The sequence below is a fragment of the Streptomyces sp. NPDC052721 genome (genome assembly GCF_040678315.1).
Classification (GTDB): Bacteria; Actinomycetota; Actinomycetes; order Streptomycetales; family Streptomycetaceae; genus Streptomyces.
Window position 1 is genome coordinate 219127 of record NZ_JBFATL010000007.1, and the last position, 22187, is coordinate 241313.

At 71.5% G+C, this 22187-nt stretch carries 20 protein-coding genes and 1 pseudogene; 13 read left to right on the forward strand and 8 right to left on the reverse strand.

Features of this window, described 5'->3' with window-relative positions:
• Nucleotides 1-16: 16 nt before the first annotated feature.
• Nucleotides 17-793: a beta-glucanase gene (locus tag AB0L21_RS10275; RefSeq protein ID WP_365783307.1), complete on the forward strand. Its 777-nt coding sequence runs from the start codon at nt 17-19 to the stop codon at nt 791-793.
• A gap of 30 nt (nt 794-823) precedes the next feature.
• Here the strand turns inward: AB0L21_RS10275 and AB0L21_RS10280 are convergent, their stop codons facing one another.
• Together AB0L21_RS10280 and AB0L21_RS10285 are read right to left on the reverse strand one after the other, a co-directional pair.
• Nucleotides 824-1069, reverse strand: a complete 246-nt coding sequence (locus AB0L21_RS10280; protein WP_365701963.1) for a hypothetical protein — start codon at nt 1067-1069, stop codon at nt 824-826.
• 110 nt (nt 1070-1179) lie between these two features.
• The gene (locus tag AB0L21_RS10285; protein WP_365701965.1) at nt 1180-2061 is read right to left on the reverse strand and encodes an SDR family NAD(P)-dependent oxidoreductase; all 882 of its coding nucleotides are present in this window, start codon (nt 2059-2061) and stop codon (nt 1180-1182) included.
• A 69-nt stretch (nt 2062-2130) separates the two neighbouring features.
• Here AB0L21_RS10285 and AB0L21_RS10290 point away from each other — a divergent pair, with 69 nt between their 5' ends.
• The gene (locus AB0L21_RS10290) at nt 2131-2796 is read left to right on the forward strand and encodes a TetR family transcriptional regulator (RefSeq protein WP_365783309.1); all 666 of its coding nucleotides are present in this window, start codon (nt 2131-2133) and stop codon (nt 2794-2796) included.
• A 37-nt stretch (nt 2797-2833) separates the two neighbouring features.
• On the opposite strand, the gene AB0L21_RS10295 is transcribed toward AB0L21_RS10290, so the two are convergent.
• Both AB0L21_RS10295 and AB0L21_RS10300 read right to left on the reverse strand, forming a co-directional pair.
• On the reverse strand, nt 2834-3250 hold the full coding sequence (locus tag AB0L21_RS10295; protein ID WP_365701969.1) for an SRPBCC family protein: 417 nt from the start codon (nt 3248-3250) through the stop codon (nt 2834-2836).
• A gap of 43 nt (nt 3251-3293) precedes the next feature.
• Nucleotides 3294-4301 carry an aldo/keto reductase gene (locus AB0L21_RS10300; RefSeq protein WP_365783311.1) on the reverse strand — a complete coding sequence of 336 codons (1008 nt, stop codon included), beginning with the start codon at nt 4299-4301 and terminating at the stop codon, nt 3294-3296.
• Between the two features lie 141 nt (nt 4302-4442).
• On the opposite strand from AB0L21_RS10300, the gene AB0L21_RS10305 reads away from it, so the two are divergent.
• The 4 genes from AB0L21_RS10305 to AB0L21_RS10320 all read left to right on the forward strand — a co-directional run bounded on the left by AB0L21_RS10305 (nt 4443) and on the right by AB0L21_RS10320 (nt 8094).
• Nucleotides 4443-5342, forward strand: coding sequence for a LysR substrate-binding domain-containing protein (locus tag AB0L21_RS10305; protein ID WP_365701973.1), 900 nt, complete (start codon nt 4443-4445; stop codon nt 5340-5342).
• 289 nt (nt 5343-5631) lie between these two features.
• The gene (locus AB0L21_RS10310) at nt 5632-7149 is read left to right on the forward strand and encodes an MFS transporter (protein ID WP_365783313.1); all 1518 of its coding nucleotides are present in this window, start codon (nt 5632-5634) and stop codon (nt 7147-7149) included.
• 288 nt (nt 7150-7437) lie between these two features.
• Entirely contained in the window at nt 7438-7653 is a 216-nt protein-coding gene (locus AB0L21_RS10315; RefSeq protein WP_365701977.1) for a hypothetical protein, read from the forward strand.
• Between the two features lie 15 nt (nt 7654-7668).
• A complete protein-coding gene (locus AB0L21_RS10320) occupies nt 7669-8094 on the forward strand; it encodes a pyridoxamine 5'-phosphate oxidase family protein (RefSeq protein WP_365783315.1) in 426 nt (141 codons plus the stop codon).
• Between the two features lie 43 nt (nt 8095-8137).
• On the opposite strand, the gene AB0L21_RS10325 is transcribed toward AB0L21_RS10320, so the two are convergent.
• A complete protein-coding gene (locus AB0L21_RS10325; RefSeq protein WP_365783317.1) occupies nt 8138-9433 on the reverse strand; it encodes a DUF1479 domain-containing protein in 1296 nt (431 codons plus the stop codon).
• A 91-nt stretch (nt 9434-9524) separates the two neighbouring features.
• Here AB0L21_RS10325 and AB0L21_RS10330 point away from each other — a divergent pair, with 91 nt between their 5' ends.
• The 3 genes from AB0L21_RS10330 (at nt 9525) to AB0L21_RS10340 (ending at nt 14470) form a co-directional block, all read left to right on the forward strand.
• The gene (locus tag AB0L21_RS10330; protein ID WP_365783319.1) at nt 9525-10664 is read left to right on the forward strand and encodes an ROK family protein; all 1140 of its coding nucleotides are present in this window, start codon (nt 9525-9527) and stop codon (nt 10662-10664) included.
• Nucleotides 10665-11081: 417 nt separating this feature from the next.
• Complete coding sequence (locus tag AB0L21_RS10335; protein ID WP_365783321.1) at nt 11082-11882, forward strand: alpha/beta hydrolase; 801 nt, start codon at nt 11082-11084, stop codon at nt 11880-11882.
• A gap of 77 nt (nt 11883-11959) precedes the next feature.
• Entirely contained in the window at nt 11960-14470 is a 2511-nt protein-coding gene (locus AB0L21_RS10340) for an AAA family ATPase (RefSeq protein ID WP_365783323.1), read from the forward strand.
• Here AB0L21_RS10340 and AB0L21_RS10345 read toward each other — a convergent pair.
• From AB0L21_RS10345 to AB0L21_RS10355, 3 genes and pseudogenes are all read right to left on the reverse strand, one after another.
• A pseudogene (locus AB0L21_RS10345) lies at nt 14470-14697 on the reverse strand (3-oxoadipyl-CoA thiolase); the annotation flags it as partial. The gene AB0L21_RS10340 and the pseudogene AB0L21_RS10345 overlap by 1 nt on opposite strands.
• Nucleotides 14694-15338 carry a CoA transferase subunit B gene (locus AB0L21_RS10350; RefSeq protein ID WP_365711426.1) on the reverse strand — a complete coding sequence of 215 codons (645 nt, stop codon included), beginning with the start codon at nt 15336-15338 and terminating at the stop codon, nt 14694-14696. The gene AB0L21_RS10350 and the pseudogene AB0L21_RS10345, both read right to left, overlap by 4 nt.
• Nucleotides 15338-16093, reverse strand: a complete 756-nt coding sequence (locus AB0L21_RS10355) for a CoA transferase subunit A (protein WP_365783325.1) — start codon at nt 16091-16093, stop codon at nt 15338-15340. Before AB0L21_RS10355 ends, AB0L21_RS10350 begins: the two co-directional genes overlap by 1 nt.
• Before the next feature lie 336 nt (nt 16094-16429).
• Here AB0L21_RS10355 and AB0L21_RS10360 point away from each other — a divergent pair, with 336 nt between their 5' ends.
• From AB0L21_RS10360 to AB0L21_RS10375, 4 genes are all read left to right on the forward strand, one after another.
• The gene (locus AB0L21_RS10360) at nt 16430-17563 is read left to right on the forward strand and encodes a maleylacetate reductase (RefSeq protein WP_365783327.1); all 1134 of its coding nucleotides are present in this window, start codon (nt 16430-16432) and stop codon (nt 17561-17563) included.
• Nucleotides 17556-18425 carry a dioxygenase gene (locus AB0L21_RS10365; RefSeq protein WP_365783329.1) on the forward strand — a complete coding sequence of 290 codons (870 nt, stop codon included), beginning with the start codon at nt 17556-17558 and terminating at the stop codon, nt 18423-18425. The genes AB0L21_RS10360 and AB0L21_RS10365 overlap by 8 nt, the downstream gene beginning before the upstream one ends.
• Before the next feature lie 40 nt (nt 18426-18465).
• Nucleotides 18466-21483: a BTAD domain-containing putative transcriptional regulator gene (locus AB0L21_RS10370; RefSeq protein ID WP_365783331.1), complete on the forward strand. Its 3018-nt coding sequence runs from the start codon at nt 18466-18468 to the stop codon at nt 21481-21483.
• A gap of 127 nt (nt 21484-21610) precedes the next feature.
• Entirely contained in the window at nt 21611-22099 is a 489-nt protein-coding gene (locus tag AB0L21_RS10375) for a flavin reductase family protein (protein ID WP_365711435.1), read from the forward strand.
• Nucleotides 22100-22187: the final 88 nt, after the last annotated feature.

Here is a 22187-nt window from a genome sequence, read left to right on the forward strand (position 1 = left end):
CGGTGAGACATCGGGCATGGAAGAACTCGCACCGGGCGGCCAGCCGCCGGCTCCGCGCCGCCCGACCGGATCCGACGTCGTGTTCACGGCGGACTTCGCTTCGCGGACCCAGTGGGTCGCGGGTCGCTCGTGGGCCTATCCGGACGGCGGCCCCGTCAATCCGGGCGACGACAAACTGGACTACCTGGTGCCCGACGCCGACCACAGCCGCTCCGGAGTCTTCCGGGCCACGCGCCGGCCGGACGGCAGGTGGAACACGGGGCTGCTGACCACCGAGGGGAGCGAGGAGGGGTTCACGGTCCGGCCGGGTGACGTGCTGGAGGCCCGCGTACGGCTGCCCCGGGAGATCGGCGCCTGGCCGGCCATCTGGACCTGGCGGGACGGCGACCAGGAGATCGACGTCTTCGAATACCACCCGGACCACCCGGACCTGCTGGAACTGACCAATCATGTGCGCGGCGCCAACCGCTATGTGCGCGACGACGCCGTCCGCCCCGGCGCCTGGGTGGACCTGCGCACCGAGTTCGGGCGCCGTTCGGTGGTCTGGTGGCTGAACGGCGCGCGGGTGTTCTCCGACGGGCGGGGCGTGGGCCGCGCCTGGCACGCCTGTCTGATCGTCAATCTCTCGGTGAGCGCCGGGCGTTACCACCCGCCGCCGGAGGACGGCACGACCGAGATGAGCTTCGAGGTGAGCAGTCTCGTCGTACGGCGTCCTGGTGCAGAGGGCGCGGACGGCGGGGACGACGGCGGGGAGCACAGCGAGGCCGCCACCGTGGGCAGCCCCGCCGACTGACACCGCGCCGTCCGGCCGGGTGGGCCCGCCCTACCGGTCGGCACCCGTCTCGTCGTCTCCCTGCCGGCGCTCCCCCGGACGCTCCTCGGCGCCCACGCCCCGCAGCGGCTCGCCGGCGACTGTGCCCTCCTCGGGCTGGTAGCCCTCCTTGGCGCCGGCCGTGCCCGGAACCGTCCGGTCGCGGGCCTGGCTCTCGCTGCCCGAGTGCGCTCCGGGCTCCTCGTCGTCGCGGGCCCGGGCGAACCGGTCGGCGGGCTCGTCGGTGTGTCCCGTCATGGCCGTCCTCCGATCCATTCGTCGGCACCGCCGGGTTCCCGTGGGCCGGCCGGGGAAACGGGGGGAGGACGTACGTACCCGGAAGCGGGGGCGGCGTGCTCAGGGGGGCGTCATGGACGCTGCTCGGGCGGGAGCTCCACGGGGTAGGGCTCGCTGAAGTCCGCCGACCTGCTCACCTTCTCCCAGGCGGTCGCCTCCGCGAGCTGGCGGCGGGAGTGGTCCAGCGCCATGGTCACGGCGTTCACGCCGAGGGGAAGGTGGCTGGGGATCTGCTCGCGCGCCACGGTCCGCACGATGATCTCGGCCGCGCGGCGGGGGTCCCCGGCAGCGCCGTCCGTGCTCTGCCGCACCCGCCGGTTCATCTCGCCCACGGTCTGGTCGTAGGCGTCGGGGATGGTGTGGACCGTCATGGAGGAGCCGGCCCAGTCGGTGGCGAAGCCGCTCGGTTCGACCACCAGGACCCGCACACCGAACGGTGCGGTCTCCGTGGCCAGCACGCGGCTGAAGCCGTCGACCGCGAACTTGGCCGCCTGGTAGGAGGCGATGCCCGGTGAGCCGCCGACCCGGCCCCCGATCGAGGAGAACTGCACGACGGTGCCCGAGCCCTGTCGGCGCAGGGTGGGGAGCGCGGCCTTCGTGACGTGGTAGACGCCCCAGAAGTTCGTCTCGAACTGGGCGCGGAAGTCGTCGTCGTCCGCCGTCTCGATGGGCGACACGTTCGCGTAGCCCGCGTTGTTGACCAGCACGTCGATGCGTCCGTAGCGCTCTACCGCCGCGTCGACGGCCGCGCGGGCCGCGTCGGGGCTGGTGACGTCCAGGGCGAGGGGAAGGACGCGGTCGCCGTACTCGCTGAACGCCTCCGCGAGCGCCTCGGGGCGGCGGGCGGTGGCGACGACGTGATGGCCGGCCTCCAGGGCGGCGGCGACCAGGGCACGGCCGAGGCCGCGCGACGAACCGGTGATGAACCAGACCTGTGGGTGCTGTTGACTCATGGATTTAGTACAACACCGTTCTCTTAATAACGCAACACCGTTGCGCTACTGGTTCCTATGATGTCCTCCATGAGTGAGCTTGCCTTTCAGCGTGCGCGCAGCGCCGAGGCCAAACAGGCCCGGGAACAGGCGATCCTGGACGCGGCCCGCGCGCTCGGTGGTCGGCAGGGAGTGAGGGACGTCACCCTCACCGACATCGCGGCGGCCGTGGGCATGCACAAGTCGGCGCTGCTGCGCTACTTCGAGACGAGGGAGCAGATCTTCCTCGAACTGACCGCGCAGGGGTGGCGGCAGTGGTCCGCCGACCTGTGCGGCGACCTCGGCGGCCGGGCACACGCCACGCCCGCCGAGGTCGCCGAGGTCATCGCCGGCACGCTCGCGGCGCGCCCCATGTTCTGCGACCTGCTCGCCCAGGCGCCCCTGAACCTGGAACGGAACGTGTCGATCGAGTCGGTGCGGTCCTTCAAGCTGGTGACACTCGGGGAGGTCGAGCGGATCGGCGGCGAGCTGCACCGGCTGCTCGGACTGACCGAGCTGCAGGCCGTCGACACGGTCGCCACGGCGACCAGCATGGCCGGAGCGCTGTGGCAGATGGCCAGCCCGGGGCCGCGCCTGCGGGAGCTGTACACGAGCGACCCCCGGCTGGGCCACGCCGTCGTCGAGGTGGAACCCCGCCTGACCCGTGTCCTCACCGCCTACCTCACCGGGCTCGGCGTGGAGTCCGCGGCCACCTGAGCCCGGCCCCGGCCCGGCCCGCGCGGCGCCTGCCAGGTCAGCCGGTGAGCGTCCGGCGCAGGGCGGCCAGTCCGTCGGCGTAGATGCGGTGGAAGAGGTCGACGGCCTCCTCGTCCGGCACTCCGACGGGGGTGAAGGTGCCGGACCACTCGACGCGGGCGCCGTGGCCGTCGCACGTCTCGCGCACGGTGAGGGTGGAGCGGTAGTCGGTGACCGGGAAGGGGGCCCGGACGATGGAGTAGGTGTAGGTGCGCGCCTTGTCGTCGAAGGCCTCCAGCCGTTCGACGATGACGCCGCCCTCCTCGTTCGTCAGGGTGCGTACCCGGCCGCCCTCGCCGAGTTCACTGCCGGGGATGTACGGCAGCCAGTCGGGCAGTGAGTCGAAGCCTCCGATGAGCTGCCACACGCGGTCGGCGGGCACGGGGATGTCGAGGGACGCGGTGGTGGTGGCCACGGGTGTCTCCTGGATGGATCGGATGGGTGGTGTCGGATGCCGGTCAGGCGGGCAGCGGCGCGTTCCCGGCGATCAGGCCCTCCTCGCGGAGCGCGGTCCAGAACGCGGCCGGGACCGGCTCGGCGAGCGCGGCGACGTCCTCGGCGACGCGGCTGGGGCGGGTGGCGCCGGGAATGACCGCGGCGGTCGCCGGGTGGGCGAGGGAGAACTGCAGCGCGGCGGCCTTGATGCCGACGCCGTGCCGCGCGGCGAGCGCCTTGATCCGCTCGACCTTGGCGACGATCTCGGCGGGGGCCTGCTGGTACTCGAAGTGCGTGCCGCCCGCGAGGATGCCCGAGCTGTAGGGACCGCCGACGACGATGTCGACGTTCTGCGCGGCCGCGGCGGGCAGCAGCCGCTGGAGGGCGCGCTCGTGGTCGAGGAGGGTGTAGCGCCCGGCGAGGAGGAACGCGTCCGGCCTGGGCTCGTCCAGGTCGAGGGTCACCTCCAGGGGTTCGACACGGTTGACGCCGAGGCCCCAGGCCTTGATGACGCCTTCGTCCCGCAGCCGGTCCAGGACCCGGAAGGCTCCGGTCCGGGCGGACTCGTACCTGGCCAGCCACTCGTCGCCGTGGAAGTCCTGCGCGACGTCGTGCACCCAGACGATGTCGAGCCGGTCCGTCCGCAGGCGCTGGAGGCTGTCCTCGATGGAGCGCAGGGTGGCGTCGGCCGAGTAGTCGTCGACCATCTTGTTGGGGCGTCCGTGCTCGAACAGGCCGCCCTTCTCGCCCAGGTCACGGGCGGCCGGGTCCTCGGCCTCGTCCAGGATGACGCGGCCGACCTTCGTGCTCAGGACGTAGGCGTCGCGGGGCATGCCGGACAGCACCTCGCCCAGGCGGATCTCGCTCAGCCCGGCGCCGTAGAACGGGGCGGTGTCGAAGTAGCGGATGCCGTGGTCCCAGGCGGCCCGGACGGTGGCCGCCGCCTCCTCGTCGGGGATGGCGCGGAACATGTTGCCCAGTGGGGCGGTGCCGAAGCCGAGACGTCCGGGAAGCAGGTTCTTGATGCTCATGGGGGGTCTTTCGGTGAGGGGATGTGACGGGTGCCGCAGCGTGTCCGGCGGGCCGTCGTCCTTGTGTCACCGAGGCTAGGATCGAAGAGTTGAGACTGTCCAAGACATAGTTGGACAGACTTGAGTCCCCAGAGGTCTTACATGCTTGATCTGCGCCAGCTCACCTACTTCGTCGCCGTCGCCGAGGCCGAACACGTCGGCCGGGCCGCGGAGGCCCTGCACATCTCCCAGTCACCGCTCAGCCGGCAGATCGCCCAGCTGGAGCAGAAGCTCGGTCTGACGCTCTTCGAGCGCAGCCAGCAGCGGATCCGGCTCACCGCGGACGGCCGGGTCTTCCTCAGCGAGGCCCGTGCGCTGCTCCGGCACGCCGACCGGCTGGAGAACCTCGGCCGGCGGCTCGGCCGGGGCGAGGAGGGCGGACTGTGCATCGGGTACGTCCCGCACGCCCTGCACACCGGCATCCTGCCCGGCGCGCTGCGCGCCCTCCAGCAGCGCAGCCCCGACATCCACGTCGCCCTGTACCGCCTGAGCCCCGCCGAGCAGTTCGAGGGTCTGCGGCAGCGGAGCCTGGACATCGCGCTCGTCCACGAGCCGCCCGCGGACGACGACCCCGACCTGCGCTCCGCGCTGCTGCTGGAGGACCCGCTGATGCTCGCGCTCCCCCACGGGCATCCGCTCGCCGCGCAGGAGGTCATCACCGCCGCCGATCTCGACGGGCAGCCCTGGATCGCCGTGGCGGACTCCCAGCATCCGGCCTGGCGCGACGTCTTCATCGCCGCCTGCGCGGCGTCCGGGTTCACGCCCGACGTGCGGCTGGACGCCGCCGAGCCGCAGACCGCCCTCGGACTCGTCGCCTCCGGACTGGGCCTCGCGCTGATCCAGAAGAGCATGCTGCGAGGCGCCGGCGAGAGCATCACCGTACGCGAACTGCCCTGGCACGAGGCGTCCGTACGGCTCTGGGCGGCCTGGCACCGCACGGATCTCCGACCGGTCGTGCCGTCGTTCCGCGCACTGGTCCTGAACGGAGCCGGGACCGGGTGAGCGAGCGGGCGGCGGTGGATCCCGGTGATCCGGGCGGCACCTGGAAGGCGGGCACCGAACACCAGGCAGGCGACACGGTCACCCACGGCGGTGCCGGACCGCCAGGGGCCCGGCGCTTGCGGGGGGAACGCCCGGGCGGACGGCTTCCCGCGGGCGGTACGCCTGGGGCGTGGTACCGCGCGTACGTCCCGGGGGCGGGTGGGTCGCGTAGCAGGCCGGGGTATGTGTGTCCGTGGCCGGCGGGGGAACCTGGTGCGACCGGGTGCGGCCCTGGTGAGAGGAGTCCCAGGTGACGGCGTCGACGTCGGCGGCAGGCGGTCGGGACGCGGGTGCTCAGGAGGCCGGGTACGAGCCTGATCCGCGCCGGTGGCGCGCGCTGTGGGTCACGCTGGTGGCGGGCTTCATGAGTCTGCTCGACGTGACGATCGTGGCGGTCGCCCTGCCCACCATCCAGCGGGATCTGGGTGCCTCTCCGGCACAGGTGCAGTGGGTGGTGTCCGGATACGCCCTGACCTTCGCCCTCGCCCTCGTCACCGCCGGCCGTCTCGGCGACGCGCTGGACCGTCGCCGGATCTTCCTGCTGGCCCTCGGCGGTTTCGTGATCTTCAGCGCGGTCTGCGGAGCCGCCCCCGGCATCATGCCGCTGGTGGTGGCGCGCCTCGCCCAGGGCCTGGCGGCCGGCTTCATGGCCCCGCAGAACTCCGCGCTCATCCAGCAGATGTTCCGCGGCGCCGAACGCGGCCGGGCCTTCGGCTTCTTCGGTGCCACCGTGGGCATCTCCTCCGCCGCCGGCCCCCTCGCCGGCGGTGTCGTCCTCGCGCTCGCCTCCGGGGCCCAGGGCTGGCGGTGGATCTTCTACGTCAACGTCCCCATCGGCATCCTCGCCGTCCTCCTCGGCCGCCGTCTGCTGCCCCGCACCCGGCGCTCCGGGCGGGGCCAGGTGGACGTGCCCGGCGTCCTGCTCCTCGGCCTCGGCGTCCTCGCGCTCATGTATCCGCTGGTCCAGGCGGACTCCGGCGGTCTCGACCGCCTGTGGTGGCTGTTCCCCGTCGGTGCGGCGGTGCTCGTCGTCTTCGCCCAGTGGCAGCGCCGCCTGGTCGCCCGGCACGCCCAGCCGCTGCTCGACCCGCGCCTGTTCAGCACCGTGCGCGGCTACGCCGTCGGCGCCGGCATCGGCACGCTGTACTTCATCGGCTTCAGCGGAGTCTGGCTGGTGTTCGCCCTCTTCTACCAGCACGGTCTCGGCTTCTCCCCGCTCCGCTCCGGCCTCGCCGTGACTCCGTTCGCCCTGGGCTCGGCGAGCGCGGCCGTGGTGTCCGGGCGGCTGGTGGACAGGTTCGGCCGGCTGCTCACCGTGTGCGGCCTGACGGGGGTGATCGTCGGTCTGGGCGGCACCGCGCTGCTGCTCCGCTTCGTGCCGCTGCACATCGCTCCGTGGGTCGCCGCCCCGGTGCTGTTCCTCGGTGGCATCGGCGGTGGCTTCGTGGTCTCCCCCAACATCACGATGACCTTGCGGGACGTGCCCGTGCGGATGGCGGGCGCGGCGGGCGGCGCCCTGCAGACCGGGCAGCGGCTGGGCGCCACGCTCGGCACCGCCGCCCTGCCCGGCCTCTTCTACCTGGTGCTCGGCCGGAGCCACGACTACCGCGGCGCCCTCGTGACCGCGCTGTGCGCCGCCCTGGCCGGCATGGTGGCGTCCCTGGCGCTCGCGACGTTCGACTGGCAGCGCGACCGGCGGCTGAGCCGCCCGCACCGCAAGTGCCGGGACGAGGTCGCCCACGACCCGGTGCACGCCCGGCAGACCTGACCGGTCCCCGTCCGCGCACGACCGACCGCCGGTCAGAGCCACCCTGCGCCGGGCCCCGTCCGGTCCGTCCGCCCGTCCACCGGTCGCGGCCAGCACGCTGCCACGAGGCCGCCCGCCATCCCGTCGCCGCCCGGCACGCGCCACACAGGCCCTCCGCCCGTCGCGACCGGCCCGGCCACGGCGTCCGCAGGGCCATCAGGGTGGTGCCGGGCCGTGTCGGGCGGCGGGCGCGGCCGGGGTTGGCCATGCTGGGCCGGAGCGGCACCCAGTGGCGACAAGGAGCACCGCATGCCGACGGACCCGGTCGAACGATTTCTGGCGGCGCTGGACCCCCACCACCGGGAGGCCGTCGGCGCGCAGCCGCGCGAGGAGCAGGAACGCCTCGCGGCGGCCTGGGAGCGGGAACTGGAAGCGGACGACGAGCTGGACACGCTCGACGAGCTGTCCCCGCCGGCGGCGGAGGCCGAGGCGGCCCGCCGCGTCCTGGGCCGCGGCGCCGACTAGAGCGCCGTCGGACACGTGACACTCTCCATCGAAGAACGAGAGCGGTTCCTGGCGGAGCCTCACATCGGCGCGCTGTCGGTCGTCGAACGGCCGGACCGCGCCCCGCTGACGGTCCCCATCTGGTACCAGTACACGCCGGGTGGCGAGCTGTGGGTGCGTACCGGGGCCGGTTCCCGGAAGGCGCGGGCGATCCGCACCGCGGGGCGCTTCAGCCTGATGGTGCAGCGTACGCAGCCCACCGTGCGCTACGTGTCGGTCGAGGGACCGGTCACCAGGACGGCCCCGGACAGCCGCGAGCGCTCCTGGGAGATGGCGGCGCGCTATCTGCCGAAGGAGAAGGTCGCCGCGTTCGTGGAGTACGACCGGGCCCGGCTCGGCGAGCACTTCCTCATCCATATGCGGCCCGAGCACTGGGTCTGCGCCGACCTGGGAACCTTCTGACGGCACGGGCGCCGGGCCGGCCCGTGCGCTCGGTGCCCTGAAGTCACTCCAGGCCCAGGCCCCGGCGGCCGGTGTCGTTGAGCTGGTCGAGAGTGAACCGGCCGGTCCAGGAACGTTCGTAGTGCTCTTCGGGGAAGTCGGTCGGGCTGGAACCGGTGACGAACGCCTCGCGGACGGAGGCCGCGTACCTCTCGTTGCGGGGGCACCACGGGGCGGCGGGGATGTACATGACGTTGCCCCAGCCCTTCTGGTTCTCCACCGGGGCGACGCTGTGGACCATGTCGCAGTGCCACCAGACGGAGTCGCCGGCCCGGACGTCGGGGATGGGGGTCAGGGCCCGGTGGAGCATCGGGTGCCAGCGCTTGGTGACGGGGAAGACCTGGTTGGTGCGCACGCCGCACATGGAGTCCTCGGGGACGTCCGGCAGCAGGGGGCGCAGCAGCAGGTAGGCCATGATCTCCGGGATCGGCACGGTGTGCAGCACGCCCTGGCCGGCGTCCATGTCGGACAGCGCGGTCCAGCCCTGGAAGGTGCGGAAGGCGGAGCACATGGTGGAGCCGGGGTACTGGGGGCCGGTGGTGCGGTGGGCCGCGTCCCAGGGGTCGTACTGCTCGGCGGTGCCGTCGAAGAGGTGGTGGAAGGCCCGCTGGTACTCGCGCGTCATCCACAGGTCGAGCGTGCCCGGGTCGCAGTGGGTGCCGAGGCCGGAGGAGTCGGTGCCCGGCGGGCGGCGGCGGATGCGGTCGGGGTAGAGCGCGTCGCGGTCCGGGTCGAACCACCGGGTGCCGTCGTCGGCGGTGTGCTTCCACAACGAGTTGAGGAAGGACTGGACGGTGGCCATGCGCTCGGACTGGCGGGCCTGCATCTGGGCCTGGGACCAGTAGACGGGGTAGATCTCCGGCTTGGATCCGACGCTGCCGAAGAAGTCGTCGCCGGGGCCGGTGTAGTTCTCGAAGAACTCGTTGCGCTCGACGTAGTCGACGATGCCGGCGTCCCAGGCCAGCGCCTGTTCGCGCGGGAAGTGGCCGCGTACGACGAGACAGCCGCGCTTCCTGAGCCTGGCCGTCTGCGCCGGCGTCACCGTTCCGCCGGCGATCGCGTCGTAGTCCAGGACGGGCCACACCTCCTCGCCGCGCGCCCGGTCGGCCTCGATCTCGGCGATACGTGACTCGATGCGCTGTTCGACGGCGGCGAACACCTCCTGGACGCTGCGGCCGGAGGCTTCGATCCGGGCGCGCAGAGCGGGCTTGATCTCGCGGATGGCGGCCCCGAGGTCAGCCGGGGTCTTCTCCCAGTGCGGCAGGGCGGCGGGGTGGTGGGGTTCAGCGGCGAGTGTCATCGCCCGACTCCTTTGGTGAGGACTCCTTACTAGAAACGACCGTAGGCACGCCGCGGGCTTTTAGGCAAGAGTCCTTACTAGAATGGTCGGCATGACCCAGCCGAAGCCGTCACTGGAGATGCTGCGCGCGCTGACCGACGAGAACGTGCTGCGCGCGCTCATGGACCGTCCGCGTCTGACCAGGGCGGAGATCTCCGCTCACACCGGGATCTCCAAGCCCACGATCTCCGACAGCGTCCAGCGCCTCACCGGGGCCGGCCTGGTCATCGACACCGGGGAGCGCACCACCGGACGCGGGCGGGTCGGCTCCTACTACGCGCTCGCCCCGCGGCTCGGCGCCGCGCTGGTCGCGAGCATCACCCCGCACGGTGTGACGGCGGAAGCCGTCGACGCCCTCGGCCACGCGCACGGACAGGTCCGCACCGCACTGGAGGCGAACGCGGGACACCAGGCGGCGGCCGATGCCCTCACCCGGGCCGCCGGACAGCTGGCCGCGCGGATCACCGGCCCGCTGCGCCTCGCGGTGGTAAGCGCCGCCGACCCGGTGGACCGCGAGACGGGCCGGCTCGTGCATCTGCCCGACGCCCCCTTCCTCGTCGGCGACCTGGACCCGCCCGGCGTCCTCGCGGGCCGCGTGACCGGCCCCGTACTGGTGGACAACGACGTCAACTGGGCCGCCCGCGCCGAACACCAGGCGGGCTGCGCCCGGGGCGTCGACGACTTCGTCTATCTCCATCTCGGCGAAGGCCTCGGCTGCGCCGTGGTGAACGACGGCACGGTCCGGCGCGGGCACGGGGGCCTCGTCGGGGAGATCGCGCACCTGTGCACCTACGGCCCGAACGGCGAGGCCATGGCCTTCACCGAGGTGTTCGCCGCCCTCGGTCTGCGCCGGCCCTCCTCCACCGCCATCGACGTCCCGGCCCTCCGGGAACTGCTCGCCGGGCACGACGAGCGGGCCCAGCGGGTCCGCGCCGCGCTCGCCCGGGCCGTCTGCGGGGTGCTGTCCGCGGCCGTCTCCCTCGCCGATCCGCGGATGATCGTCATCGGCGGTGCCTGGGGACCGGATCCCGTCATGATCAGCGCCGTGGAGAAGCGCTTCCAGCGCACACCGCGCCCCGTCACCGTCACAGCGGCCACGCTGTCGTCGCCCGAACTGACCGGAGCCCGCGTCCGGGCCGTGGAAGAACTCCGCTCGCTCATCGTCCGCTCGGCCCGCCCCGCACCGGGCTAGGCCCTGTCGTCAAACTCCCGTCTGCCGCGCGACGCCATGCACGCACTCTCGCCGGCACCGGGCCCCGACCCAAGTACATCCAGTACGAGGGCCGGGTCCCGGCACGCCGAGAGCACGCACCTGACGCCGCGCGGCCCGCCCTCCGGGCGGACGACGGGAGTTTGACGACAGGACCTAGTGCCCGGGGGTGAGGCACACGCCGAGGCGGCTACCGCCGGTGGCCGCTTCTCGCGAGCGTCCGATGTCGCGGACCCGCGCTTGCTTGTCCGCCGTAGTGCGTTCGCCCCACTGGCCGTTCGAAGGACACACTCCGTCCCCGGCCTGGAGGGGACGCCTTCTTTGCAGTCAGGTGACTCAAGCACGGCAGCTGCGCGGACGACCAGCATGGAGGCCCTCACAGCAGAAGGAGGAAGAGTCATGAGCAGACCCTCACGGCCTGTCGTCTTCATCCACGGTCTTTGGCTGCACCCGAGTTCCTGGACTCCTTGGGTGGAGCTTTTCCAGGAGCGGGGCTATCAGCCGGTCGCGCCGGGCTGGCCGGGCGTCGCAGAGAGCGTGGAGCTGTCCCGTGCGGCCCCGGACAGCATCGCCGGCCACGGTATCGACGACGTCGTCGCCCACTACGCGCAGATCATCGAGAAACTGCCGCAGCCGCCCATCCTGATCGGCCACTCCTTCGGAGGCATGATCGCCGAGAAGCTGCTGGGCCAGAACCGGGCCGCGGCCGGCATCGCCATCGACGCCGCGCAGATCAAGGGCGTACGGCCCTTGCCGCTCTCATCGCTGCGTTCGACCTTCCCGGTCTTCAGCAACCCCGCGAACAAGCACCGGGCCGTCTCCTTGACGGCCGAGCAGTTCCGCTTCGCCTTCGGCAACGCGGTCAGCGAGAGTGAGTCGGCGGAGCTCCACGAACGGTGGACCATTCCCGCGCCCGGAAAGCCGCTGTTCGAGGCAGCCGTGGCCAACTTCTCCCCCCACTCCCCCGCGAAGGTCGACACCGACAACACCGATCGTGGACCGCTGCTGCTGATCATGGGCGGCAAGGACCACACGGTCCCGACGGCCATCACCAAGGCGACGCTCAAGCAGTACCGCGACTCCGACGCGGTCACCGACTTGATCGAGTTTCCCGACCGGGGGCACTCGCTGACCATCGACAGCGGCTGGCGCGAGGTGGCCGACGCCTGCCTGGACTGGCTCACCAAGTACGACCTTTAGGTCCCCGGGCCCCGGAGTGTGTGCCTGGCGCGGACGGCCGCTCGACGGGGCCGGAGAGAGTCAGAGGGAGGCGGTCGATGGAGCCCGAACACCTGATGGGCCGTGACGCGGAGGTGACCGAGCTCGCCCGGCTGTGGGGACCCAGGTCCTGCCCCGGTCAGGTAGTGCTGCTGCTCGGAGAGCCCGGCATCGGTAAGACGGCCCTTCTGGAGGCGGCCCGGCGGTTCGCGGAGGAGGCCGGGCACGAGGTGCTGCGGACTGTCGGCGTCCAGGCGGAGGCGCAGTTGCCCTTCGCCGGTCTTCATCAGCTGCTGCGCGGTCTTCTGTGGGACATCGCCGCGCTTTCGGACCCCGAGTCCCAAGCCCTCCGCTCGGCGCTCGGTGAGGGGCTGACGGAGTGTCCGCCCGAGGCCGCGCTGATCAACCGTGGTGCCGCACAGTTGCTGCGCCGGGCCGTGCAGCGGGGCCCCGTGACTGTTCTCGTGGACGACCTCCAGTGGCTCGACCCGCACTCCGGGCAGGTAGTGGGATTCCTGGCGCGCCGAGCCTCCGACATGGGGTTCCAGCTGGTTGCCACGCAGCGTGCCGGCGCTCCGGCTGTCGACACGGGCTCCCTCGCCCGGACCCTCACCCTCGGCCCGCTGAGCGAACCGGCCGCGGAGCAGATGCTCGCCCGGTACGCCGGCGGCCTCGGCTGCGACCACCGGCGCCGGTTGCTGGCCGAGGCCCAGGGAAATCCTCTGGCGCTGCGTGAGCTGGCGGCCGGCGGATGGGAACGCATGGGAGCGGGGCCGCTCTCCGCTCGTCTGGAGCGCACCTTCGGAGGCCGCGGCGCCGGTTTGCCGGCCGCTGCCCAGGACCTGCTCCTCGTCGCCGCGGCCGATGGCTCCACCGACCTGGCCGAGATCGGGGCCGCCGCAGCGTTACTGCTCGGCGCAAGCCTCTCGGCACGTGACGTTCAAGCCGCCGTTCACGCCCAGCTCGTCCGGGTCAGGGACGGGGAGCTGCTCTTCCGGCATCCGCTGGTGCGTTCCGGCGTACTGCAGGCCGAGTCCCTGTCGCGCCGTCAGCGGGCGCATGCCGCCCTGGCCCAGGTCGTCCAGGAGCCCTTCCGGCGCGCCTGGCACCACGCCTGCAGCGTGGTGGGGCCTGACGACGAGGCCGGTGAGCTGCTGGCCGAAGCCGCGGAGCGCGTATGGGAACGCGGCGCCGCTTTGTCGGCCGTGGAGGCACTGGAGCGCTCGGCCGGCCTGACGTCCGGCCACGCGCTGCGCGCCAAAAGGCTTTTGAGGGCGGCGGAGTTCGCTGTCGACTTCGGCCGGGGCGATCTCGTCGAACGCCTGGTGACCGCAGCGATGCGGCAGAGCATCGATCCCCTCGACCACGCCAAGGGCCAGTGGCTCCGGGAGATCTTCCGCGACGGCGTCCCCGGCGACGTGGCACGGGTGTCCGAGTTGTGCGTCACCGCGGACGACGCGGCCGGCGCCGGGGACCCGGAGCTGGCCCTGAACCTCCTCCTGGGCGCCGCCTTGCGCTGCTGGTGGGCGGAGACCGGCCCACAGGCCCGGGCGGCCGTCGTCTCCGCCGCGGAGGTACTCGCGGAAGCATGTGACGAGACCCGCTCCGACCCGCGGTGGCTCGCCGTGCTGGCGGTGGCCGAGCCACTGCTGCGCGGCGAGGTGGTGTGCGCCGCCCTCGACCGGCTCGAGCCCGCCGATCTGCGCGATCCGGCGGCACTCCGGCTGCTGGGCATGGCCGCGCACGCCGTCGGCCACGAAGTCCGTGCGGCGGACCTTCTCGACCGTGCCGAGACACTCCTGCGTCAACAGGGGCGCATCGGTCTGCTCACCCATGTGCTCAGCATGCAGGTGGTGGTGCGCGGCGTCCTGGGACACTGGGACGCCGCGGAGGCGTCGGCCACCGAGGGCCTGAGGCTGGCTGAGGAAACCGGACAGCCGCTCTGGACGGCGGGGACCACCGTCTGCCACGCACAGGTGCGGGGATTGCGAGGTGACGCTGCCGCGGCCTTCGCCACCGCTGCCCAGGCGGAAGTCCCCGCACGCGTGGGACGGCTGAACTGCCTGTTGTCGTGCGTGGGGCTGGCCAAGGGGCTCGCCTGGAGCGTGGAGGGAGACGACGAGGCGGCATACCGTGAGTTCCGGGACCTCTTCGATCCGGCTTCGGCCGGATATCACGCCCGTCAAGGACTGGACGCCGTGGCACTGTTCGCCGAAGCCGCTGTGCGCACCGGCAAGGTGGCCGAGGGCCGGAGCGTCCTGACCGACTTGGAGCGACTGGCGCGCATCACGCCGTCTCCGCTTCTGAGCGTGCAACTGCCGTACGCGCGCGCCGTGCTCGCCCACGACGCCGATGCGGGCCCCCTGTACGTCAGCGCGCTCTCCACGGACCTGAGTCGTTGGCCATGGGTTGCCGCCCGCCTCGCCCTTGCGCACGGCGCCTGGCTACGTCGAACCGGCCGGCCGGAAGAGGCGACGACCGTATTGCGCGACGCCCGCGTCCTCCTCCACGACCTGGGTGCGGTCACCTGGGTGGCACGGGCTGACGCGGAACTCGCTCAGCTCGCCTGACCCGCCGGCAGGGCGGCCACGCGGGCGGCCTCGCGGTTCTCCTCGCCGGCGCCGTTGGCGTCGCCGGCGTACACATCCTCGATCCGGGACGGGTCCCACCGCGGCGTGCGGGCGAGGAGTGCGCGGATCGTGTGCGCGGCGAGGTCGTCCGGGCGGACGGAGGCCAGGCGCCCGGTGTAGCGGCCGGTCGGCGCACGGACCGCGTCCACGATGTGGACGTCGTTCACCGCAGGTCCTCCGCGACGGTCAGCCTGGCGTCGGTCCTGGCGACGATGTCGTCCACCGCCACGTCCGGTGCGGTCTCCCTCAGGACAAGGCCCTCGCCGGTCACGTCGAGGACGCCGAGGTCGGTGATGATCCGGTTCACGCACGCCTTCCCGGTCAGCGGCAGCGCGCACTCGGTGAGGATCTTCGCGCTTCCGTCCTTGGCGGTGTGGGTCATGACGACGATCACGGTCCGGGCACCGTGTACCAGGTCCATCGCCCCGCCGATCCCCGTGATCATCTTCCCGGGGATCGCCCAGTTCGCGAGATCGCCCTTCTCCGAGACCTGCATGGCACCGAGCACCGCCACGTCGATGTGCCCGCCGCGGATCATCGAGAACGACAGCGCCGAGTCGAAGAACGAGGCCCCGGGCAGGACCGTCACGGTCTCCTTCCCCGCGTTGATGAGGTCCGGGTCGACCTGCTCCTCGGTCGGGTACGGGCCGGTGCCCAGGATCCCGTTCTCCGATTCGAGGACGACTTCGACGTCGTCGGGCAGGTGGTTGGGGATGAGTGTGGGCAGTCCGATGCCGAGATTGACGTACTGGCCGTCGCGCAGTTCGCGCGCGGCGCGGGCGGCCATCTCCTCACGTGTCCAGGCCATCAGCCGCTCACCGTCCGCTTCTCTATCCTTTTGTCCGCCGCCTGCTCCGGGGTCAGCGCCACGACACGCTGCACGAAGATCCCCGGGAGATGCACCGCGTCCGGATCGATGGCGCCGGGCTCGACCAGTTCCTCGACTTCCGCGATGGTGACCCTTCCCGCCATGGCCGCCAGCGGGTTGAAGTTGCGGGAGGACTTGTTGAAGACCAGGTTGCCGTGCCGGTCGCCGCGCGCGGCCCGCACCAGCGCGAAGTCGGTGCGGATGGCGCGCTCCAGCACGTACTCGACCCCGTCGAACTCGCGGGTCTGCTTGGGCGGCGAGGCCAGTGCCACTCCGCCCGAGCCGTCGTAGCGCCACGGCAGCCCGCCCTCGGCCACCTGCGTGCCCACTCCCGCACGGGTGTAGAAGGCGGGGATCCCGGCCCCGCCGGCTCGCAGCCGTTCGGCCAGGGTGCCCTGCGGAATCATCTCCACCTCCAGCTCCCCGGCCAGATACTGGCGCGCGAACTCCTTGTTCGCCCCGATGTAGGAGCCGGTGACGCGGGCGATCCGGCCCGCCGTGAGCAACACCGCAAGACCCGAGTCCATCGCCCCGCAGTTGTTGGAGACGACCGACAGCCCGCCGGCTCCCCGCTCGAACAGCGCCTGGATCAATGCGTTCGGCACACCACTGAGCCCGAAACCGCCCACCGCGAGCGACGCGCCGTCCGGCACGTCGGCCACCGCCTCCAGTGCGGTGGCCACCACCTTGTCCATCGTTGCTTCTCAGCCTCTCGCCGATGCGGAATTCGGACTCTGTAAGGCAATGCCAATGATTTGGCCGCGTCTGCGACTATTTCCCGGGTTTCTTCGTCGCCGCGTCGAATGGGCCGCCTGCCCAGCCCCACCGTCCTCCACCTCGGCATCGGCCTGCATCCCGCAGATGGGTGATATCGGTTGCGACGGTGGGCCCGTGCAGGGAACGGACATCGCGTGAACAGGGTATTTCCGCGCTGATCCGCCTGATCGCTCACCGAATCCATTGACGTGCTCCCGGCAGCTGCCGACGCTTTCATACGTGAATGGAGGAGTGGTGCGAATGAGGAACTTCTCATGAAATCGTTCGTGCATCGGGGGCAGATCACCAAGGTGGTTTTCGGCAGTGGCACCCGCAGCCGCGTCCCCGCAGAGGCCGACGCTCTGGGATGCCGCCGGGTGCTCATCCTGTGCACCCCTGGTCACGTGAGCCGGGCGGCGGAGATGAGCGACCTGCTGGGTGGGGCCGCCGCCGGCACTTTCCCTGAAGCCGCCGCGCATACGCCTGTCGAGGTCACCGAAAGAGCGGTCGCGTACGCCCGAGCCGTCGGCGCGGACTCTGTGCTCGCCATGGGCGGCGGATCGACCGTCGGCCTCAGCAAGGCGATCGCCCTGCGGACGGGTCTTCCGCAGTTGGCGCTGCCGACGACTTATGCCGGCTCGGAGATGACGCCCATTCTCGGAGAGACCGAAAGGGGGAGAAAGACGACCCGGCGCCTGCCGGAAGTGCAGCTCAGGACGGTGGTGTACGACGTCGACCTGACGCTGACGCTTCCCACGACGGTCTCGGTGGTCAGCGGGATCAACGCGATGGCCCACGCCGTGGAGTCCCTCTACGCCCAGGACCAGGACCCGGTCGCCTTCCTGATGGCAGGGGAAGCACTCGACGCCCTCACCCGTGCCCTTCCGGTCATCGCACAGCGCCCGGACGACGCCGAGGCGCGCGCGGATGCCTTGTACGGGGCGTGGCTGGCGGGCACGTGCCTCGGCACAGTGGGCATGGCGCTGCACCACAAGGTGTGCCATGTGCTGGGCGGCACGTTCGGCCTTCCGCACGCCGAAACCCACGCAGTCGTCCTGCCCCATGTGGTCGCCTACAACGGACCGGCGGCCCCTGAGGCCATGGCGCGCATCGCGCAGGCGCTGCCGGGGACCGACGCTGCGACCGGGCTGTTCGACTTCGCCGGGCGGCTCGGCGCCCCCACGGCGCTGCGGGACCTCGGCATGCCGGAATCGGGGGTTGCCCAGGCGGCCGAACTCGTTGCGCAGGACGCCTACTGGAATCCGCGGCCGGTGGATCCGGGGGCGGTCCGTGCCCTCCTGACCCGGGCCTGGGCCGGGGAGGGACCAGTGACGTCATCCGGCAGCGAACTGTCGCGCGTCGGCTCCTTCATCGAACACTCGACCACCACGGGAGTACATCATGCGTGATCTGACCAGTGACACCATCACCGAGGCCGTGATCTCCACCATGAGGGACGCCAAGGACTCCCGCCTGGCGGAGATCCTCGAATCGCTGGTGCGGCACGTCCACGCCTTCGTGGAGGAGGTCGCACTCACGGAGGAAGAGTGGGCCCAGGGGGTGGACTTCCTGACCCGCACCGGACAGTTGTGCACGTCGACGCGGCAGGAGTTCATCCTGCTGTCGGACGTGCTGGGCGTCACCATGCTGGTCGATGCGCTGAGCCATCGGCGCCCCGCCGAAGCCACACAGAACAGTGTCCTCGGCCCGTTCTTCCGTGACGACAGGCCGCAGCAGCCCGATGCGGCCGACATCTCCGCAGGCCTGCCCGGCACCCCTCTGTTCTTCGAAGGACTGGTCGTGGACCGTGCGGGAGCGCCGGTGGCCGGGGCGGCGGTGGACGTCTGGCACAGTGACGCCGACGGCCACTACGACGTGGATGTGCCCGGACGAGTGGACCCGGCCATGCGTGCGCTGTTCCGGACGGACGAGACGGGGCACTTCGGTTTCCGCTCCATTCGCCCGTCCAGCTATCCGATACCCGGCGACGGTACGGTCGGCGAACTCATGGGCGCGACCGGCAGGTCACTCATGCGCCCCGCTCATGTTCACCTCCTGATCGAGGCGTCCGGATTCCAGCGCGTGACCACCATGCTGTTCCCCTCGGACGACCCGTACCTCGATGCTGATCCCGTCTTCGGGGTCAAGCAGTCCCTCGTCGCGCCCTATGACACGTACGACGCCGGCACCGGACCGTGCCGCGGTCGGACCGACGGGCCGTACACCCTGCTGCGGCACACCTTTGTACTTGAACCCGTGCTCGCGGACTGAGCATCGCCGCCGCCGCGCGCACCGTCGAAAGGCGGTCTCCATGAGGAGCAGCGATCCCGGTGAAGCGGGTGAGGGGCTGCCCGGATTGCCCAGTCACGTCGTACCCCGGCCTCGGCTCGTCCGCAGAATCCATCAGCTGCTGGACCGGCACGCGGTACTCGTCATCGCGGCCTCGGCGGGATCGGGCAAGACGATCGCTGCCCTCCAGGCGGCGCAGGCCCTCTCCAGCCCTGTCGCCTGGGTCTCGCTCGTCGGCATGTCGGATACCGGCGATTCCGGCGCCGACGCAGAGATGCCGGCGCGCCTTCTCGCGGCAGCCGTGGCGCCCCATGCGCCGGACGTGGCGGTCGCGCTGACCGACGCACTGGGCCGAGGGTTTCCGCCGTCGGGGGTCGGTGCCCTGCTCAGCCGGATGCTCGCCGGGACGGACTTGGTTGTGGTGATCGACCGTGTGGAGACGACCGGCGCAAGCGCCGGCGCGAAGAAACTGCTGGGGGCCTTGGCCGGGAACCTGCCGGCCGGTCCACGGCTCGTACTGATCTCCCGAACGGATCTGCCCCAGGGCATCGGAGGTCTCGGCGACGTCCACCGTGTCGCCTTCCTCGAGGACGAGGACCTGGCCTTCGATGTCGCCGAGGCCACCGAAGCGTTGCGGCGGATGGACAGGGACGATGACCCGTGCCGGCTGGTGGAAGCGACGGGCGGTTGGGTCACGGGAGTCGTCTACGACTGGGGGGGCAGCGACGCCTCCGCCTCGGCCGTGCAGCACGAGCGCCTCGCGGCGGAGCTGCTCGCCGAGCTGACGCCCGACGAGGCGTCGCTGCTCGTCCGGACGAGCCTCCTTGAGGACGGAGTGACGCCTGAACAGGCCAATGCCCTCGGACTGGCATCGCCGGACCGGACGATGGCCTCGCTCCGGGGCCGAAGGCTGCCGCTCGCCTGGTCACCCGACGGCCGTCGCATGGTTGCCCTGCCACGGTTCCGCCAGTACCTCCGCCGCGAGATCGGACGGCTGGACGCGAACACGGTCGCCGAACTGCGCCGTGCTTACGCCCGGTTGCTCCAAAGCAGGGGCCGGCACGAGGAGGCCGTGGCCGAGTTGCTGATGAGCGGCGACACCCACACCGCTCGACATGCCGCGGAACGTGCCCTGCCCACGGTGCTGGACCGGCTCGACCTGGCGACCGCGGAGAGTTGGATCGACCGCATGCGCCCGGCTCCCCGACCGCTCGCACCGGGTCTGGCCGCGGCGGGACTCCGGCTCGCCTTTGGGCTCGAACAGTGCTGGCGGGGCGTGCAGCTGGCCGACCACCACGGCCGTTCCTGGTGGGCCGGGCTCGCCGAACAGGACGACGGGGCGGAGGAGTTGGCACTGCTGGTGTGGTGCTTGTGGCACGTGGGCAGGATCGACGAGGCGCACGACGTCCTGGGTGTCATGTCCCCGGGTGACGCCCGCGACATCGCCGCGGCTCTGCTCGCTCTGGCGGACAACAGCGTGGCCCCGCTCGCTCCGGACATCCTCGACCGTGTCGCAGGTCCCCTTGAGGCCATGGTGGTGCGCATCGCCTACATGGCCGGGCAACTGCGGCACATACAAGACGCCGGCTCACCCGGCGCCTGGCGGACAGTGGCGGGTGCTCCGTGGACAGTGGCCGCGCTGCGTGCCGAGGGACGTATCTCCCAGGCCGAGGAGGCGTATGCGTCCGTCGATGACGGATCGCGGCCCGTATGGCTGGAGGCCATCGACGCGGCTGAGCTGATGGCGGATCTCGGGCGTCGGGACGAGGCATGGGCCGCACTGCTGACCGGCCGCGAACGGATCGCAGCCACCGGTTCCCGGGTCTACGAGATCCTCAGCCTGCTTCTCGAGGCCAAACTGGCCCTGCGCCTGGACCATGATCTGCCGAGGGCGGCCCGAGCGCTCGCCGAGGCCGAGCGCAGGGGGTGTGCGCGTTACGCGTTCACCAAGGAATTGGCGAACATGTGGCGGGGCCTGACGTTGCTGATGGCCGATCGTGACGAGGAAGCCGTGGCCCCCCTCACCGCCGCGGTCGCCGGAATGCGCTCGGGCGGTCGGCATCTGGAACTCCCCGCGGCCTGCGCCTACTTGAGCGAGGCGTTGTGGCGCACCGGCGACGAGGAAGGCGCGGACACCGCTGCCGACCTGGCTCTGGATGTCGCCACGGCCCAGGGCCCACGCCACCTGCTGTTGCAGGCTCTTGACGACGTGCCCTCCGTCGCCGTGCGCCGGGCCGACGCGGAACCCACACACTCCTCACGCTGGCACGAGGTCGTGTCCGCGCTGTCGACCGCGAGACCGGTGGCCGGGTACGCCGAACCCCGGCTGGTACTCGAGGACTTCGGCCCGGTGCGGCTGGTCGCCGACGGACGGGAGGTCCATCCGCGCCTGGCCAAGAGCCTTGAGCTGCTCGCCTACCTGATGTCCCGGCACGCAGGCAGTGCCCGGCGCCAGGACCTCCTGCAGGCCTTGTTCCCGGGGCGGGGCGACGCGACCGGGCGGAGCTATCTTCGGCAGGCCGTGTACCGGCTGCGCGAGGTGCTGCCCGACGGCATCTCACTCGTTCAGGACGGTGACGCGTACCGTCTGAACCCGCCGTCTGCGGTCGTGAGCGCCTCAGGAACCGTGCAGCGACTGTTGTCGGAAGCGGCACGGCAGGACGGCGAGCACCGCTGGGACACGCTCCGACGCGCCCTGGACATCGCCGAACACGGCTCCTACTTCGACTCCGTCTCGACGTACTGGCTCGACACCAGGCGCGCCGAACTCGACACCGCCCTCATGCAGGCACGCGTCGACGCGGCAACCGTCGCCCTGCGCCTCGGCCGCGTACGGGAGACCCGGCGGCTCGCTCGTGTCGTCCTGGACAGCGATCCCTATCGGGAGCAGGCCTGGCGGCTGGCCCTGTGCGCCGCGGAAGCGGTCGGCTCGGACGACGAACTGCTCGACCTGTACCGAGGTTATCTGCGCGCCATGAATGAGCTCGGGGTACCGCCGTCGGCGGACCTCAGACGCCTGGTCGACCGGCTGCGCCGATGAGCAGGCAGGGCCCGCGGCCTGCCGGTGACGCCCGGCGCGGGACGCGATTTCGCCTGCATTAACAGACGGTGTTGCACGCTTCACACCGGCCACCAGGGCCTAGCCCCACCCTTACGGAGGTCCTCCGATGACGGAAACCCTTGACATGACGGTCGCTTTCCGGTCCACCATGAGCCGGCTCGCCACGGGTGTCAGCGTGATCACCACCCGCTCCGGAAGTACGCCCATCGGCATGACCGCGAGCGCCGTGGCCGCCCTTTCCCTGGACCCGCTCCAGTTGATCGTGTGCATCGGCAACCACCTGTACACGCGGACCGCGATCGCGGAGCACGGGCGGTTCGCCGTCAACGTCCTCGGCGAGAACAGCGAGCACCTGGCGCGGAACTTCGCCGCTTCCAAACCGGACAAGTTCGCGGGCGTGGAGACCTACGACGACCATGGTGTGCCGGTGCTGAAGGACGCCATCGCGGCTGTCGTGTGCGACGTGGCCGAGGCCCTTCCCGGAGGCGATCACACCATCTTCGTGGGCGACGCCCGCTATTGCGAACACAAGCTGGACTGCCGGCCGCTGGTGTACTTCGCGGGCGGCTTCGGCGCCCTCAACGGCCCCGCCTAGGCCCTGTCGTCAAACTCCCGTCTGCCGCGCGACGCCATGCACGCACTCTCGCCGCACCGGGCCCCGACCCAAGTACATCCAGTACGAG